This window comes from Sulfitobacter sp. W074 (assembly GCF_025142275.1).
In the GTDB taxonomy this organism is placed as follows: domain Bacteria; phylum Pseudomonadota; class Alphaproteobacteria; order Rhodobacterales; family Rhodobacteraceae; genus Sulfitobacter; species Sulfitobacter profundi.
The window spans coordinates 434,247-450,130 of sequence record NZ_CP081130.1 but is presented as its reverse complement, the minus strand read 5'-3'; the positions used below and the strand labels follow the sequence as shown (position 1 = coordinate 450,130).

The following is a 15,884-nucleotide window of genomic DNA, read 5'->3' as shown; positions in this document are numbered from 1 at the left end:
TGGTCCGGGACTTTGGATATGGGGCACACACGGGTAAAAAGGAGTTAAAGTTGCACTGCCCGATACATTTTCTTGGAGAGGTTCACGCCGCCGAAAGACTGCCTGCGACCGCGCAAAGGGGTGCTATGATAGCAGGCTTTCAAGCGCCGCTTGTCCGCGGCTCAACTGGCCCAGATAGGTTTCGGTGTCGATATTGGCCCCACAGACGATCACCCCCACACGCCGCCCCGCCAGTTGCGCGCGCAGGGGCCCGAGCGCCCCGGCCATCGCAGCCCCGGCGGCAGGTTCCACCGCCAATTTCGCGGCCTGCTGCAGCACCACCATCCCGGCGCAGATCGCATCGTCGCTGACCGTCACCACATCATCGACATAGACCGCACAAAGCGCATGGCCAAAGGGCAGCGCCATCGGCGGGCCAAGGCTGTCGGCGATGGTATTGACCTCAGGGATGGTCACGGGCGCGCCAGAGGCGAGGCTTCGCGACATGCTGTCGGCGCCTATCGGCTCCACGCCGTACACCCGACAAGCGGGGTTGATCGCCTTGACCGCGGCGGCCACACCGCTGATCAACCCGCCACCGCCAACAGAGACGACGACCGCATCCAAATCCGCCGCCTGCGCCATCAGTTCCAGCCCCACCCCCGCGGTGCCGAGCGACGTGTGCAGCCCCTCGAAAGGGTGGATAAAAAACCGCCCCTCTTCGCGCACCAGCCGCTCCGCCTCGGCAAAGGTCTCTTGCCCGGCAGGTTTCATCACGACCTCGGCCCCGGTGGCACGGGCAAGGGCGACGCGAAAGGGGTTGGCGTTATCCTGCATCACCACCTTGGCGCTGATCCCCAGCTTTGCCGCAGCCCAACCGGCAGCGATGGCATGGTTGCCCGCGCTGGCCGCAGTGATCCCTCGCCCGCGGGTGTCATCATCCAACTGTCGCGCCACCGAAAGCGCGCCGCGGGCCTTGAAGGTGCCGGTATGCTGAAAACACTCCAGCTTGAGCGCAACCTGTGCGCCGCCCAGCACATCATCGACCATGGGAGAAGAGAGGGTCACCACCGGTGTTTGCACGATATCGCCCCGCAACGCGGCGGCCCGCGTCTGCATCGCCTCCAGCGTCATCCCGGTAATGTCCACGTCGTTCATTCAGCCGTTCCCTTCGGGTGTCCTTAGGGGAACAATAGCCTCGGTTTTGTCTTCTGCCAGTTCTTCGAAGTCGAAATTATGCAAGCGGCCCGCCCGTTTGGCGGCTTTTTCGCTGCTGACTTTGATCTCTTCGACATCGCGCCGCGCTTGGCTGAAATGCCGATCAAGGTTGCCGACACGCATCGCCAGCCGTTCGACATCCTTGTTCAGATTGCCCAACTCCTTGCGAATCGCGCCTGCCTGTTCGCGCATCCGCGCATCTTTCAGGATCGCGCGCATGGTGTTGAGCGTGGCCATGCAGGTCGTCGGGCTGACGATCCAAACGCGCTTTTCAAACCCCTCGCGGACGAGTTCGGGAAAGTTGGCGTGCAATTCGGCATAGACGGCTTCGGAGGGCAGGAACATCAACGCGCCTTCGGCGGTCTCACCCTCCAGAATATACTTGTCGGCAATCGCATTCAGATGCACCCGCACGGCGACCTTCATCTGCTGGGCGGCGGCGCGGGTCTCGGCTTCGGTCTTGGCGCGGCGCAGGGCCTCATAGGCCTCCAGCGGGAATTTGCTGTCGATCACGATCGGGCCGGGCGGGTTGGGCAGATGGATCAGGCAATCGGGCCGTTTGCCGTTGCTGAGTGTGGCTTGCAAAGAATAGCTGTCGCTCGGCAGGGCTTTCGACACGATATCGCGCAGTTGGATTTCACCAAAGGATCCCCGCGTTTGTTTGTTGCTGAGGATGTCTTGGAGCGATAGCACGTCGCCCGACAGTTTCGTGATATTATCCTGCGCCTTATCGATTGAGGCCAGACGCTCCTGCAACTGCGCAAGACTGGTGGTGGTGCGTTTCGACGAGCCGTGCAGCGTCTCGGTCATGCGCTGCTGCATCTCGGCCAAGGACCGGGCCGAGCGGGCGGCGTTGTCGGCCAGCCGGTCCTGCATCTGCTGCTGCACATAGGCGAGCCGCGCCTCCATGCTCTGCATCATCTGCGCTTGGGTGTTGCTTTGTGTGTCCGAGACCATCTGCAACCCGCCGCGCAGCTGCTCCTGCCCCTGCCCCAACTGCTGCACATGCCCCCCAAGCACGCGCATCTGCTGCGCCAAGGGGGCGGCCACACGGGCCGAGCGGCCAGCGGCGCGCACCGCCATGATCAGCAAGATAACGATGAGCAACAGCAACCCGGCCCCGGCAAGGGCGGCCAGCGTCACAGGGTCAGACAGGTTCAACGTCGTGCCGCCAAGCTCCATCAAGTGCGCCCGAAAAGCCGTTCGATGTCGGCGAGTTTGAGTTCGACATAGGTGGGCCGCCCGTGGTTGCACTGGCCGGAATGCGGGGTCGCCTCCATCTCGCGCAAGAGCGCGTTCATCTCTTCGGCGCGCATCCAGCGGCCCGAACGGATCGACCCATGACAGGCGACACGGCTCAGGATCGCTTCGATCTTGGCCTGCACGATGTTGCTGCTGTCGCCTTCGTCCAATTCGTCAAGCACATCGAGGATCAGCGCGCGGGCGTTCACGGTGCCAAGGATCGCGGGCGTTTCGCGCACGGCGATGGAACTGCCGCCGAAGGCTTCGATGCCAAGGCCGAGTTTCGCAAGCTCGTCCGCCAGTTCCAGCAGCCGCGCGCAGTCATTGGCGGAAAGCTCGACAATTTCGGGGATCAGCAGCGCTTGGGCGGCGACGCCGTTGGTTTCCATCTGGCGCTTCAGCTTCTCGTAAACCAACCGCTCATGCGCGGCGTGTTGGTCTACGATGACCATGCCACTGGCGGTTTGCGCGATGATGTAATTCTCATGCACCTGCCCCCGCGCGGTGCCGAGCGGGTAGTCCGGGGCGGGGGCCGCCTCTTCGCCCTCGGGCGCGGCAGTGAACGGCGCGGGCGCTTCGGGCATCGGCGTGCCCTCCACCCGGCCCCAGACGCCTGCGGTTTCGGCAAAGCCCGGCGCCTGCGCGTTATAGGCCGCTTGCCGCGCGGCGGGGCTGGGGCGGTCCATGCCCGCGCGGTCCATCTGGTAGACCCGTGCGCCCTGCGGTTCGGGCTGCATCGCGCCCAAAGTCGCCTGAGCCACGGTGGTCGAAGCGCGGTGCCCCGCCTCGGCCAGCGCATGGCGCAGGGCCGAGACGATCAGCCCCCGCGCCAGACCGGGATCGCGGAAACGCACCTCGGATTTCGCCGGGTGCACGTTCACATCGACCAGCGTTGGCGGGCATTCCACGAACAGCGCCGCCGCCGGGTGGCGGTCCCGGCTGAGGAAATCGAAGTACGCGCCGCGCAATGCGCCTGTCAGCAGTTTGTCCCGCACCGGGCGGCCATTCACGAAAAGATACTGCGCCACCGCAGAGCCACGCGAGTAGGTCGGCAGTGCTGCGAACCCCGTCAGATGCAGCCCTTCGCGCATGGCGTCGATGGGCAGGGAGTTTTCCGCGAACTCTCGGCCCAGCACCTGCGCCAAACGGCCATGCAGCGCCTCAAACAGATCGCCCTGCTCAGCCTCGGCGCGGAATACATCGCGGCCCTTACCGTCACCCGAGACATCGCGCAGCACAAAGCGCACGAAGGGTTCGGCCATGGCCAACCGCTTGATGACATCGCCGATGGCCTGCGCCTCTGCCCGGTCGGTGCGCAGGAACTTGAGCCGCGCAGGTGTGGCGAAAAACAGATCGCGCAGGGTGACGATGGTGCCGCTGTTCAGCGCCGCCGGGCGTACCTCGCCCATGCGGCCACCGTCGACGGTGATCTCGGCCCCGTCAAACCCCGACGCTCGGCTGGTGATGGTCAGCCGCCCGACAGCACCGAGGGACGGCAGGGCCTCCCCCCGAAACCCGAAAGTGTGGATATCAAGCAGGTCAGAGCCATCGATTTTGGAGGTCGCGTGGCGCGACAAGGCCAGCGCCAAATCCTCGGGCGCGATGCCGCAGCCATCGTCGGTCACGCGGATCATCGTCTTGCCGCCGTCGGCATATTCCACGGTGATGCGCCGCGCGCCCGCGTCGATGGCGTTTTCGACCAGTTCCTTCACGGCGGAGGCGGGGCGCTCGACCACCTCGCCCGCAGCGATGCGGTTGATCGCGGAATCGTCCAACTGGCGGATGACGGGGCGGTTTTCGCTTATATTGGGGGTCGGGCTTGGCATACCGCAAGACCTAGCATGGGCCATTCCGATTCTGCCAGATCGGATTGCGTCTATCAGAGGGGGAAGACAGAGTCAGCGGACCGCCGCCAAGACTGGGGCGATCCGCTTCTGGGTCGGCTACTCGGCGCACTGGTGCTTTTGTTATTCCGGTCTTATCAGAGCGGCGGGCGACCCGGGTACAAGTCGTCTCCGGCGGAGCTTGCACCCTGTATAGACGCAGGACGAATCACAGGTCAAAGCAAAATCGAATCGGTTGCCCAGAAAACGAATCGTTGCGATTCGATTAAGCGGCGGGGGCAGCGGCGCCTCTTTGCCGATGCGGCCCCATAAGTGCCGCAAACCCAAGGATAACACCCGAAACCGTGGCAATCATCCCCGCCGCTGACACCGAATCCCGCATGCCGATCCACAGCGGCCCGTATCCGGCCAGCACATAGCCCAGCACAGCGGCCAAAGTGGCAAAGAGCACCGACCACGCAATCTGGTACTCCAATCGGTTGGTCATCATCCGCGCGGCGGCGGGGGGGCAGATGAACATGGCGATGACGATGATACTGCCCACCGCGTCAAAGGCAGCCACAGCGGCAATCGCCGCAACGATGACCAGACCAAGACCCAGTGGCCCGGTCTTCATGCCGATGGTACGGGCGAAGCCCTCGTCGAAGGTGCTGATCTTGAGCGGCCGCCAGAAGATCGCGGTAAAAAGCGCGACGAAGAGCAGCGTCACCGCCATGCGCGGCAGCTCCACCGGGAGGGTCGCCAGCGCCTCGGGGTCGAACAGCGACCCCCAGCCGGTCGCATCCAGCCAGATCAGGCTTTCAAGGTTGCCATAAAGCGCATGTTCCACGTCGAGATGCACATTGCTGGTGTCCGATTGCTCAAGCAACAACACCCCGCCCGCGAACATCGCGGTAAAGACCACGCCCATCGCCGCACCGGATTCGATCTTGCCCAAGCGGCGCACGCCTTCGATGACCAGCACGGCGACCAACGCCGCCCCCGCAGCGCCCAGTAGCATCGGCCAGGTGCTGACCACGCCGGTCAGCAGAAACGCCACCACGATCCCCGGCAACACCACATGGCTGATCGCATCTCCGATCAGCGCTTGGCGGCGCAGGACGAGGAAATTCCCCGGCAGGGCACAGGCCACGGCGACGAAGATGCCGGTCAGCATCGGCACCAACGACAGGGGCACAAATTCAGAACCGTTCATGCCATCACCCCGCCGCGCATGTCGATGCGGCTGTCAATTTCGCGGATTTGGTCGGCGGTCAGCACCGTCTCGATGGGGGTCAGACCGTCATATTGCTGGGCCGCCGCCTCGTAAGCTGGATCGCGGCGGATCAACTGCCAGCGGGTTTCGTCCCGCAGCGCCTTGGCGGCGCGGCCCCGGCCCGCTTTGGTGGCGACCCCATCGGGCAGCGCATAGCCTTCGGCACGCAGCAGGCGCAGGGTCAGTTGTTCGTAGATCGGTTGTCCATGGGCAAGCGCCAGCAGCCCCTGTCGCAGATGCACCCGGCGCTGATACCGGCGGTGGCGCAGCAGAGCCGAAAGCGCGCCGCGCCCCGGTGCCAACAGCAGCGACAGCGCAAAGAGCGCAAAGCCCACCAGCACAATGATCGGGCCCGTCGGCAGGTTCGGCTGGGCCGCAGACAGCGCTGCGCCGACATAGGCCGCGATACCGCCAAGCGCACCGGAGATCAGCACCACGTGATCGGTGCGCTCGCTCCAAAACCGGGCGGTGACGGGCGGGATGATCAAGAGCGCGACAATCAGGATCAGCCCAACGATTTTAAGGCCCACCACGGTCACCGCCAGCACCAGCCCCATCATCGCCAGATCCGTGCGCGGTACGTTCTGGCCAATGGCGGTGCCATATTCAGGATCGAACGAGGCGAGCGTCAGCGGACGCCGAAGCAGCAGCACCAGCGCCAGCGTCAGCGCCGCGGCCACCGCAATGATCAGAGCGTCGTTGCGCAGCATCCCGGCGGTGGAGCCCAAAAGGAAATCCTCAAGCCCCGCCTGCCGTCCGGCACTCATGGTCTGGATCACTGTCAGCAAGACGATGCCAAGCCCAAAGAAAACCGACAGGACCGAGCCAATCGCCGCATCTTCGGCCAGACGTGTGCGGTTGCTGAGCCATGAGACCAAAAGCAGCCCCGCCGCCGCAGACAAGGCCGCGCCTAGCAGCAGGCCGATCAGGTTGCGGCCGTCCCCGCCAAACGCGACCATCACCATGAAAGCCAGCGCCACACCGGGCAGCGTCGCATGGGAAATCGCGTCGCTGACCAGCGCCCGTTTGCGCAGGAATAGAAAGGTGCCGCCAACGCCCGCAGCCATGCCCAGCAGCGTCGCCCCAAGTGTTACCAGCGTGGCGTTATAGCCCAGTTGCAGCGTCAGCGCGTCCCAGATCATGACAGTTGCAACGCATCCATCTGCGCACCCGCCAAGCGGCCGCCATAGGCATCTTGCAGGTGGTTGGCTTGGAATACCTCTTCGACGCTGCCTTCGGCGACGCGGTGGGTGTTGATCAGGAAGACGTTGTCGAAATACTCGGCCACGGTGGATAGGTCATGGTGAACCGCCACAACCGTTTTGCCTGCGTCGCGCAGGGATTTCAGCACGGCGATGATCGCCTTTTCAGTTGCCGCATCGACCCCGGCAAAGGGTTCGTCCAGCAGATAGAGGTCTGCATCCTGCGCCAATGCGCGGGCGAGAAAGACCCGCTGTTGCTGGCCCCCAGACAATTGGCCGATCTGACGGGTGGCGAAATCTTCCATGCCGACGCGGGCCAGACAATCGGTGGCGCGGGCGCGGTGCACAGGGCGGATGCGGCCCAGCAGGCCCAGTTGCGGATAGAGCCCCATCAGCACCACGTCGATCACGCGGGTCGGGAAATCCCAATCCACGCTGGCGCGCTGCGGCACATAGGCGATGCGGTGGCGTTGTTCGGCCACCGGCTTGCCATAGACGGTGGCGGTGCCCGCCAGCGGGGTCAGAATGCCCAAAGCAGCCTTGAGCAAAGTCGACTTGCCCGCGCCATTCGGGCCGATGATCGCCGTCATCTTGCCCGGCTCAACGGTCATATCGACCGAAAAGACCGCAGGCTTCTGCCCATAAGAGACGGTCATGCCGCGCACGGCAAGCGGGCTATTGGCGCGGGACGTGGGCGCGGTTTCGCGGCTACTGGCGAGTTCAAGTGTCATAGATCAGCTTCCCTGTACCAGCTTGCCGTTCATCCCGCCCGCAGCCACCGGCGCGCCGAGCGCGCGGGCGATGGTGGTGACATTGTGATCGATCATACCGATATAAGTGCCCTCATAGCTGCCCGGTTCCCCCATGGCGTCGCTATAGAGCGATCCGCCGATCACGACCTCATGACCGCGCGCCGCAGCGCCTTCGACCAGCGCGCGCATGTTGCGGTCGGAAACCGACGTTTCGACAAAGACGGCGCCGATTTCGCGGTCGACCAGTTCATCGACCAACCCAGAGATACGGTTCAGCCCGGCCTCGCTGTTGGTCGAGATGCCCTGAATACCAATCACCTCAAAATCAAAGGCGCGTCCGAAATAGCTGAAGGCGTCATGCGCCGTGACGAGAACGCGCTGGCTTTCGGGCACCTGCGCCACGGTTTCGGCGGCATAGGCGGCAAGTTGGTCTAGCTCCGCGCGGTAGGTCTTGGCGTTTTCTGCAAAGGTCTCGGCCCCTGCGGGATGGGCCTCGGTCAGGGCGCGGGTCACCTCATCAACCACGGCGATCCAAGTTTTCGGGTCCATCCAGACGTGGGGGTCATAGCGCCCCTCGTAATCCGGGTGGCTGAGCAGATCATCCTTGGGTAGCGCGTCGGCCACAGCGACCACGGCGCGCTTGCGGCCCAGATCCTCAAAAAACCGCTCCATCTGCGCCTCAAGGTAGAGACCATGCCAGAGCACCAGATCGGCCCGTGTCAGCGCCACGATGTCACTGCGCGTCTGGCGGTAGCTGTGCGGATCGACCCCTGAGCCCATGAGCGAGCGGACCTCGACCAAGTCGCCCCCCACGCGGCGGGCGGCGTCGGCAATCATACCTGTCGTGGCGACAACGTTAAGCTTTTGCGCAGCAAAGGCGGCGGGCGCAGCCCCCAGAAGGGCAAAGGCGCTCATACCACCGATCAGAGCGGAGCGGCGGGACGGGCGAAAAGGGTCAGATGCATGTTTCATGGGTTATTAATGAGAACGATTCTCATGTAAGTCAACAGTTGCGAATGGTTCTCATTAACAATTGCGGTATCTTGCCTGTTTTTCGGGCAATCGCCCCGTGACGCGGGGTTAGCGTCGCTTGCTTTGGCCCCTGCCCCATGCCATTTTGCCCGCCTGACCAAACCGGAGAGACCCGATGGCCACCCAAACGACCCCGCGCGAAAGCACGACTGAAACCGGCGCCACCGGCCATCTGCCGCAGGTGACCGAACGACGTGTCGAGCCTATGCCGCTTGATATGGACTGGCTGCGCTCGGTGCAGGCGAACACCTCAGCGATCGAGCGCCGCGCCGCCGCCCTGCCCGCCCGCCGTTCGCTGAAAAAAGCACATCAGGCCGCGTGGCTGCTGCGCGCCGTGACCTGTATCGACCTGACGACCCTTTCGGGCGACGACACTGCGCGCCGGGTCGAGCGGCTCTGCGCCAAGGCCCGCCAACCGATTGCGCCCGATCTGCTTGATGCGCTTGGCATGGCCTCGATCACCACCGGTGCGGTCTGTGTGTACCACGAGATGATCCCCGCCGCGCGGCGCGCGTTGGAAGGCACCAATATCCCGATTGCTGCCGTCTCCACCGGTTTCCCGGCGGGCCTGTCGCCGCTGGAACTGCGCATTCGTGAGATCGAGATGAGCGTTGAAGCAGGGGCGACAGAGATCGACATCGTGATCTCGCGCCGCCACGTGCTCTCGGGCGACTGGCAGGCGCTTTATGATGAGATGCGCGCCTTCCGTGAGGCCTGTGGCGAGGCCCATGTGAAAGCGATCCTTGCGACGGGCGAATTGGGCTCGCTGCGCAATGTGGCGCGCGCGTCGCTGGTCTGCATGATGGCCGGGGCCGATTTCATCAAGACCTCGACAGGTAAGGAGAGCGTTAATGCCACCCTGCCCGTCAGCCTCGTGATGATCCGGGCAATCCGTGAGTATTATGAGCGCACCGGGGTGCGGGTGGGCTACAAACCTGCGGGTGGCATTTCCAAAGCCAAGGATGCGATCACCTATTTGGCGCTGATGAAAGAAGAGCTGGGCGACCGTTGGTTGCAGCCTGACCTGTTCCGCTTTGGCGCGTCTTCGCTTTTGGGCGATATCGAGCGGCAGTTGGAACATCATGTGACCGGCAATTATTCGGCGGCTTACCGTCACGCGACCTCCTGAGCCTGTTGCAGGCTGCGGGACGGTATTTGGAAAAGGATGAAGGCATGAGCGTGTCTGAGATTTTTGAGAGCATGGAATACGGGCCAGCCCCGGAATCGGCGGCAGATGCGCTGGCTTGGATCGTGGATCAGGGCGGGCGTTTTGGCCATTTCATTAATGGGGCGTTCACCGCGCCGGGCGCGGGTTTCGACAGCACCAACCCGGCAACGGGAGAGGTTTTGGCCAGCCTGACGCAGGCGACGCAAGGCGATGTCGATAGCGCCGTGAAGGCCGCGCGAAAAGCGCAGCCGAAGTGGGAGAAGCTGGGCGGCCATGGCCGGGCGCGTCATATCTATGCGCTGGCGCGGTTGCTGCAGAAACACGCGCGGCTCTTTGCCGTGCTGGAGGTATTGGACAACGGCAAGCCGATCCGTGAGGCGCGTGATATCGATGTGCCTTTGGCGCAGCGGCATTTCTATTACCACGCCGGCATGGCGCAACTGATGGAGAGTGAGCTGCCCGATGCGCAGGCGCTTGGGGTGTGTGGACAGATCATTCCGTGGAACTTCCCGCTGCTGATGCTGGCGTGGAAAATCGCGCCTGCGCTGGCGATGGGCAACACGGTGGTGTTGAAGCCTGCGGAGTATACTTCGCTGACGGCGCTGCTTTTTGCTGACATTTGCCGTCAGGCTGGATTGCCGAAGGGTGTGGTTAACATTGTCACCGGTGATGGCGCTGTGGGCGAGATGATTGTTACCCATGAGGATATCGACAAGATCGCCTTTACCGGCTCCACCGCCGTGGGGCGCCGCATTCGTGAGGCGACTGCAGGCTCGGGCAAGGCGCTGACTTTGGAGTTGGGCGGCAAGTCGCCTTACATCGTGTTTGATGACGCCGATCTGGATAGTGCCGTAGAGGGGCTGGTTGACGCGATTTGGTTCAATCAGGGGCAGGTCTGCTGTGCGGGCTCGCGGTTGTTGGTGCATGAGCCTGTTGCGGATCGCTTCTATGCCAAGCTGCGCACCCGGATGGAGAAGCTGCGCATTGGTGATCCGCTGGACAAGAGCATTGACGTGGGCGCGCTGGTGGACCCGGTGCAATACAAGCGCGTGAGCGAGATGGTTGAGGCGAACACTGCCGGCGAGCGGTTTGTCACGCCGGGGCAGATGCCTGAGAATGGTTGTTTCTATTCGCCGACGCTGATTACCGGGCTGAACCCTGCCGATACTTTGATGCAGGAAGAGATTTTCGGGCCGGTGTTGGTCTCGACCACTTTCCGTACGCCTGGCGAGGCGGTGCAGCTTGCTAATAACACGCGCTATGGGCTGGCGGCGACGGTCTGGACCGAAAATGTGAACCTCGCACTCGACATTGCGCCGCAGTTGGAGACCGGAATCGTTTGGGTCAACGGCACCAATATGATGGATGCCGCTGCCGGTTTTGGCGGCAAGCGCGAGAGTGGCTTTGGCCGTGAGGGCGGCTGGGAAGGTCTGGCGGGCTATACGAAGCCGAAGACCGCTCAGAAGCCGTTGAAAGAGATCGAAGCATTCAGCGGTGAAGGTGGCCCGGAAGACGGGATCGACCGCACCGCAAAGCTTTATATCGGGGGCAAGCAGGCGCGGCCCGATGGGGGCTATTCCGCACCGGTCTGGGGCAAGTCTGGTGGGCTGTTGGGGCATGTGAGCCTTGCCAGTCGCAAGGATGTCCGCAACGCGGTTGAAGCAGCGCATGCGGCGAAGGGGTGGTCGAAAACCACTGGCCATCTGCGGGCGCAGATCCTCTACTACATCGCCGAAAACCTCTCGGCGCGGGGCGATGAATTCGCCGCGCGGCTGGATGCGATGCAAGGGACAAAGAATGGTCGCAAAGAGGTCGATGCCGCTATTGACCGGCTGTTCACCTATGCCGCCTGGGCCGACAAATACGATGGTCAGGTTCACGGCGTGCCGATCCGGGGCGTGGCCTTGGCGATGAAGGAACCTGTGGGCGTGATCGGGGCACTTTGCCCGGCAGAGGCACCGCTTTTGGGCCTGATCTCTTGCATGGCGCCCGCCATTGCCATGGGCAACCGCGTGATCCTGTCGGCGAGCGAACCCTTCCCGCTGGCGGCGACCGATTTCGTGCAGGTTTTGGAGACTTCCGACGTGCCTGCGGGTGTGGTGAATATCCTGACCGGGTCGCAGGCCGATCTGGCCGACCCGATGGCGCGGCATATGGACATTGATGCCGTATGGAGCTTTGGCGCGGCGGAACTCTCGGCCGTGGTCGAAAAAGGGGCGGCGAGCAATATCAAGCGTACCTGGGTAAACCACGGTATGGCGCGCGATTGGTTCGGGACCGATGGCACGGGGCGCGAATTCCTGCAAGCCGCGACAGAGGTTAAGAATATCTGGGTGCCTTACGGCGAATAAGCCCTGTCACCAGAGACAAGTTGAAAGCGCCGCCCCCGTGGGAGCGGCGCTTTTTTCATTCTTGTGGTGGGGTAGAAGCCTCAAGCCCTTCGGGCTGGCCGACGACGACGAAATGCAGGTTTTCGGGGTCCAGCAAATCCGCCGCGACGCGCTTGACGTCGTCCAGCGTGACCGCTTCGACCTTGTCGTTGCGGGTCGCGATATAGTCGGTCGGCAGGCCGAGCATCTGCATCCCGACGAGGATATTGGCAATCGGGCTGTTGCCGTCAAACCGCAGCGGATAGGCGCCGGTGATATAGGTCTTGGCGGCCTCCAGTTCCTCTTGGGTGATGCCTTCGGTCGCGGCTTTGGCCCATTCGGCGCGGATCACCTCAATAGCCTCACCGATACGGTCGTTGGCTGAACTGACGGAGCCGAGGTAGGTCTCAGCCAGATCGCGCGGGGCGAGGTAGGAATAGACGCCATAGGTCAGACCGCGCTTCTCACGTACCTCGGTCATCAGGCGGGATTCGAAACCGCCACCGCCGAGGACATGGTTCAGCACCGTTGCCGTGAACCAATCGGGATCATCCTGCGCGAGGCCGGGCTGGCCGAAGATCGCAACGGATTGCGGTGTGGCGAAATCGACCACTGTCGTGCCCGCGGGGATATCCACATCTGCAGTCGGGGGCATCGGCGCGCCCTTGGCGGGCAGATCGCCCAACAGCGTATCGAGCAACTCGCCCAGTTCTTCGGGGGTGATGTCGCCTACCGCGCCGACATAGATGCGATCACGGGCCAGCACGGCCTTATGCGCCCCAATCAGGTCCTCGCGGGTCAACCCGGCCACCGTCTCAAGCGTGCCGTTGAGCGAACTGCCGTAGGGGTGGTCGCCGAACGCGATCTTGTCGAAGGTCTGGCGGGCGATGTCGTTCGGGTCTTTCTGGTTCGACTGGATGTTCGAGATCACCTGACCGCGCACCCGCTCTACCGCGTCTTCGTCAAAACGCGGCTCTAACAATGCGGCGCGCAGAAGCTCGATGGAGGCTTCGCGATTTTCGGTCAGGAAACGGGCCGAGACGGAAAGCGAATCGTCCGACACGTCAAAGCTGAGGTTGGTTGCCAGCGCTTCGGTCTCGCGGCTAAAGGCGCGCGCGTCCATGTCGCCTGCGCCCTCTTCCAAGAGGCCGGTCATCAGGTTGATCGCGCCGCGTTTGCCGGGGGCGTCCAGTGACGCGCCGCCCCGGAAACGGATTTCCAACGCTACAAAGGGGATAGAATGCTCTTCGACCAGCCAAGCGTCGATGCCGCCGGGGCTGGTGACGGGCTGGATGTCGACTTCGGCACGGGCGGGAAGTGCGGCGAAAACCGTCAGGATCAGGGCGTAGAACAGTTTCATTGCGCGTCCTCCTTCATCAGCCAACCGGTGACCGATGCGCGTTTGTCGAACAGGGTGCGGGCCGCCTGCATGATGTCTTCGGCGGTGACGGCTTGCAGCACATCGGGCCAGTCCTGCACGTCTTCGACGGTCAGGCCGATGGCAAGGGCCGAGCCGTAGCGATTTGCAACGCGGTCGGCATCGTCGCGGGCGTAAATCTGATCGGCGCGCAACTGTGATTTGAGGCGCTCAAGATGCTCGGGGTCCACCCCGGCTTCCATGAACTGCACGAGCACCTCGTCCAGCGCCTCTTCGGCCTGCTGGAGGCTGACACCGGGCACGGGCAGCACCACGACATCAAAGGTCGTGTCGTCGAGCGTATCGGCCTTGTAGAAGGCACCGGTGTAGTTGGCGATCTGTTCGTCGAATTGCAGCTTTTCAGCGAGGTAGGAGGTGGTGCCGCCGCCCAGCAATTCGCTGAGAAGAAAGAGCGCCGCCGCCTCTTCCTGCGCACCGCTGTCACGCTCTTGAGCGAGGTAAGAGCGGCGCACATAGGGCTGGGCCACGCGGGCGTCTTTGTAGATCAACCGGCGTTCGGCAATCTGCGGTGGCTCCTCGGTGCGCAGGCGCTCGGGCAGGTCAGGGTTGGCGGGGATCTGGCCATAGGTGGCTTCGGCCAATTCGCGCACGTCCTCTGGCGTCACATCGCCGGAGACAACGAGGATGGCGTTGTTGGGCGAATAGTAGAGCTCATAGAACGACAGCGCATCTTCAAGGTCCAACTCCTCCATCTCATGTTTCCACCCGATGATCGGCACGCCGTAGCGGTGGTTGAGAAATTGCGCGGCGTTGAGCTGTTCGCTGAAAAGCGCGGCGGGGTTGTTCTCGGTCCGTTGGTTGCGCTCTTCCAAGATCACATCGCGTTCGGTTTCGATGTTTTCGGGGGTCAGGCGGATGTTCTTCATCCGGTCGGCCTCCATCTCCATCATCAGGCCGAGGCGGTCGGCAGCGACGCGCTGGAAATAGGCGGTGTAATCGTAGCTGGTGAAGGCATTGTCGCGCCCGCCGTTGGCCGCGACGGTGGCCGAAAACTCGCCCGACTCCAGCTTATCGGTGGCTTTGAACAGCAGGTGTTCAAGAAAATGCGCCACGCCGGACGACCCTTTGGGTTCATCGGCTGAGCCTGCGCGGTACCAGACCATTTGCTGCACGACCGGGGCGCGGTGGTCTTCGACGACAACAACCTCCATGCCGTTATCGAGGGTGAAATGGGTTACCGCCTCATTCTCGTTATCGCGCGCCTGCGCGGAGGGGGCTGTGAAGAGCGTCGCCACCAGGGCCGCCATCATCGGCAGTCGGATCATTGCTTACCTCGAAATATATCGCCTCCCGCATTACCTACGCGGTCTGGCGCTACTTTCAAGAAGCCTAGCGAAAACGTGTGTCTTGCGGAGGGTAAGACGGCGTGCGCCCGCCCGCATTGCGCCAGCGTTCCGCCTCAGTATGGGCGTCAAGGGTTTGGCGCTTATAGGCTTGGCTGTAGCGGTCCACCGGCACGATGCGGAACTGGGTGAAGCGCCCTTTGCCCTTGCGGAACTCCGCATCAGACTGGGCCAAGTCGGCCCGAATACCGGGCTGTACACCCATCCGGCCTGCGTGCTGCACCAGTGCGGCGTCCCCTGCGGGGATGGCGGTAGAAGTGTCCAAACGCCCGCCAAATGCCGCCACTCCTTCGGCCACCGCCGACCGGTCGGTCAGGTTCGCCTGTCCCGGCACGGGGGTCGGCAGGGCGTTCAGATTGTCGGGGCGTTCCAGCGGCTTGACCGGCTGGATCAGGAATTCATCCGGCCCATCAGAAGTCGGCTGCAAATCGCGAAGGCCCTGATTGCTGCAGGCGGCGAGGGCCAGCGGGATCAAGCTGATGAGGGCAATGCGACGCATGGTGTCTCCTTTCGGGGTCTGCTTGTTCAATATCGCAGGCAAGCGGGCAATGTCACTGACCTTTTTTGCCCCGGCGCTTGGGCGCGCTTTTTGGCTCTCCGGTAAAGAGGATCAGCCCCAAGGCCCCGGCAAAGATAAAGACATCCGCCAAGTTGTAGACGAAAGGGTTGTTAATGCCACAGCAAGAGTTGTTCAGGAAATCCAGCACATAGCCATAGATCAGCCGGTCCGCCACATTCGCCAGCGCCCCGCCGACCAACAGGCCGCCGCTCAGCTGTGCCCACCGCCCATGCGGGCTGCGCCAGAACCAGAGAGTGACGCCCGCGCAGATCGCTAGCGCCACCGCTATCAGCACCCATTGGCTCATATCCCCACCGAGGCCAAAGTTGATGCCCCGGTTTTCGCCATAGCGGAAATTCAGCACCGGAGGCAGCACTTCGATGGAGCGGATACGTGCCAGTTCCATCATGTGAATGACCACATATTTGCTGATCTGGTCGATGAGAAAGGCCACGAAGGCCGCGATGCCGAATGTCCGCATAG

13 protein-coding genes are annotated in these 15,884 nt (G+C 63.1%); 2 read left to right on the top strand and 11 right to left on the bottom strand.

Annotation, left to right across the window (positions count from 1 at the left end):
* Positions 1 to 123: 123 nt before the first annotated feature.
* From K3762_RS02270 to K3762_RS02240, 7 genes are all read right to left on the bottom strand, one after another.
* Positions 124 to 1,137, bottom strand: a complete 1,014-nt coding sequence (locus tag K3762_RS02270; RefSeq protein ID WP_132444145.1) for a pyridoxal-phosphate dependent enzyme — start codon at positions 1,135 to 1,137, stop codon at positions 124 to 126.
* A complete protein-coding gene (locus K3762_RS02265) occupies positions 1,138 to 2,382 on the bottom strand; it encodes a DNA recombination protein RmuC (protein ID WP_120350047.1) in 1,245 nt (414 codons plus the stop codon).
* Positions 2,379 to 4,265: a DNA mismatch repair endonuclease MutL gene (gene mutL, locus K3762_RS02260; RefSeq protein WP_260011245.1), complete on the bottom strand. Its 1,887-nt coding sequence runs from the start codon at positions 4,263 to 4,265 to the stop codon at positions 2,379 to 2,381. Before mutL ends, K3762_RS02265 begins: the two co-directional genes overlap by 4 nt.
* Before the next feature lie 283 nt (positions 4,266 to 4,548).
* Positions 4,549 to 5,478 carry a metal ABC transporter permease gene (locus tag K3762_RS02255; RefSeq protein WP_260011242.1) on the bottom strand — a complete coding sequence of 310 codons (930 nt, stop codon included), beginning with the start codon at positions 5,476 to 5,478 and terminating at the stop codon, positions 4,549 to 4,551.
* Positions 5,475 to 6,680, bottom strand: coding sequence for a metal ABC transporter permease (locus K3762_RS02250; RefSeq protein WP_120350044.1), 1,206 nt, complete (start codon positions 6,678 to 6,680; stop codon positions 5,475 to 5,477). Before K3762_RS02250 ends, K3762_RS02255 begins: the two co-directional genes overlap by 4 nt.
* A complete protein-coding gene (locus tag K3762_RS02245; RefSeq protein WP_132444143.1) occupies positions 6,677 to 7,471 on the bottom strand; it encodes a metal ABC transporter ATP-binding protein in 795 nt (264 codons plus the stop codon). Before K3762_RS02245 ends, K3762_RS02250 begins: the two co-directional genes overlap by 4 nt.
* 3 nt (positions 7,472 to 7,474) lie before the next feature.
* A complete protein-coding gene (locus tag K3762_RS02240; RefSeq protein ID WP_132444142.1) occupies positions 7,475 to 8,464 on the bottom strand; it encodes a metal ABC transporter solute-binding protein, Zn/Mn family in 990 nt (329 codons plus the stop codon).
* A 175-nt stretch (positions 8,465 to 8,639) separates the two neighbouring features.
* On the opposite strand from K3762_RS02240, the gene deoC reads away from it, so the two are divergent.
* Positions 8,640 to 9,653, top strand: a complete 1,014-nt coding sequence (gene deoC, locus K3762_RS02235; RefSeq protein WP_132444141.1) for a deoxyribose-phosphate aldolase — start codon at positions 8,640 to 8,642, stop codon at positions 9,651 to 9,653.
* A gap of 44 nt (positions 9,654 to 9,697) precedes the next feature.
* Positions 9,698 to 12,043 (top strand): aldehyde dehydrogenase family protein, encoded by a 2,346-nt coding sequence (locus tag K3762_RS02230; protein WP_132444140.1) that lies wholly within the window; start codon positions 9,698 to 9,700, stop codon positions 12,041 to 12,043.
* 55 nt (positions 12,044 to 12,098) lie between these two features.
* On the opposite strand, the gene K3762_RS02225 is transcribed toward K3762_RS02230, so the two are convergent.
* From K3762_RS02225 to lspA, 4 genes are all read right to left on the bottom strand, one after another.
* Positions 12,099 to 13,421 carry a pitrilysin family protein gene (locus K3762_RS02225; RefSeq protein ID WP_120350039.1) on the bottom strand — a complete coding sequence of 441 codons (1,323 nt, stop codon included), beginning with the start codon at positions 13,419 to 13,421 and terminating at the stop codon, positions 12,099 to 12,101.
* A complete protein-coding gene (locus tag K3762_RS02220; protein ID WP_240791561.1) occupies positions 13,418 to 14,764 on the bottom strand; it encodes a pitrilysin family protein in 1,347 nt (448 codons plus the stop codon). The genes K3762_RS02225 and K3762_RS02220 overlap by 4 nt, the downstream gene beginning before the upstream one ends.
* Positions 14,765 to 14,828: 64 nt before the next feature.
* Positions 14,829 to 15,341, bottom strand: coding sequence for a DUF3035 domain-containing protein (locus K3762_RS02215; RefSeq protein WP_132444139.1), 513 nt, complete (start codon positions 15,339 to 15,341; stop codon positions 14,829 to 14,831).
* Between the two features lie 52 nt (positions 15,342 to 15,393).
* Positions 15,394 to 15,882: a signal peptidase II gene (gene lspA, locus K3762_RS02210; RefSeq protein ID WP_132444138.1), complete on the bottom strand. Its 489-nt coding sequence runs from the start codon at positions 15,880 to 15,882 to the stop codon at positions 15,394 to 15,396.
* Positions 15,883 to 15,884: the final 2 nt, after the last annotated feature.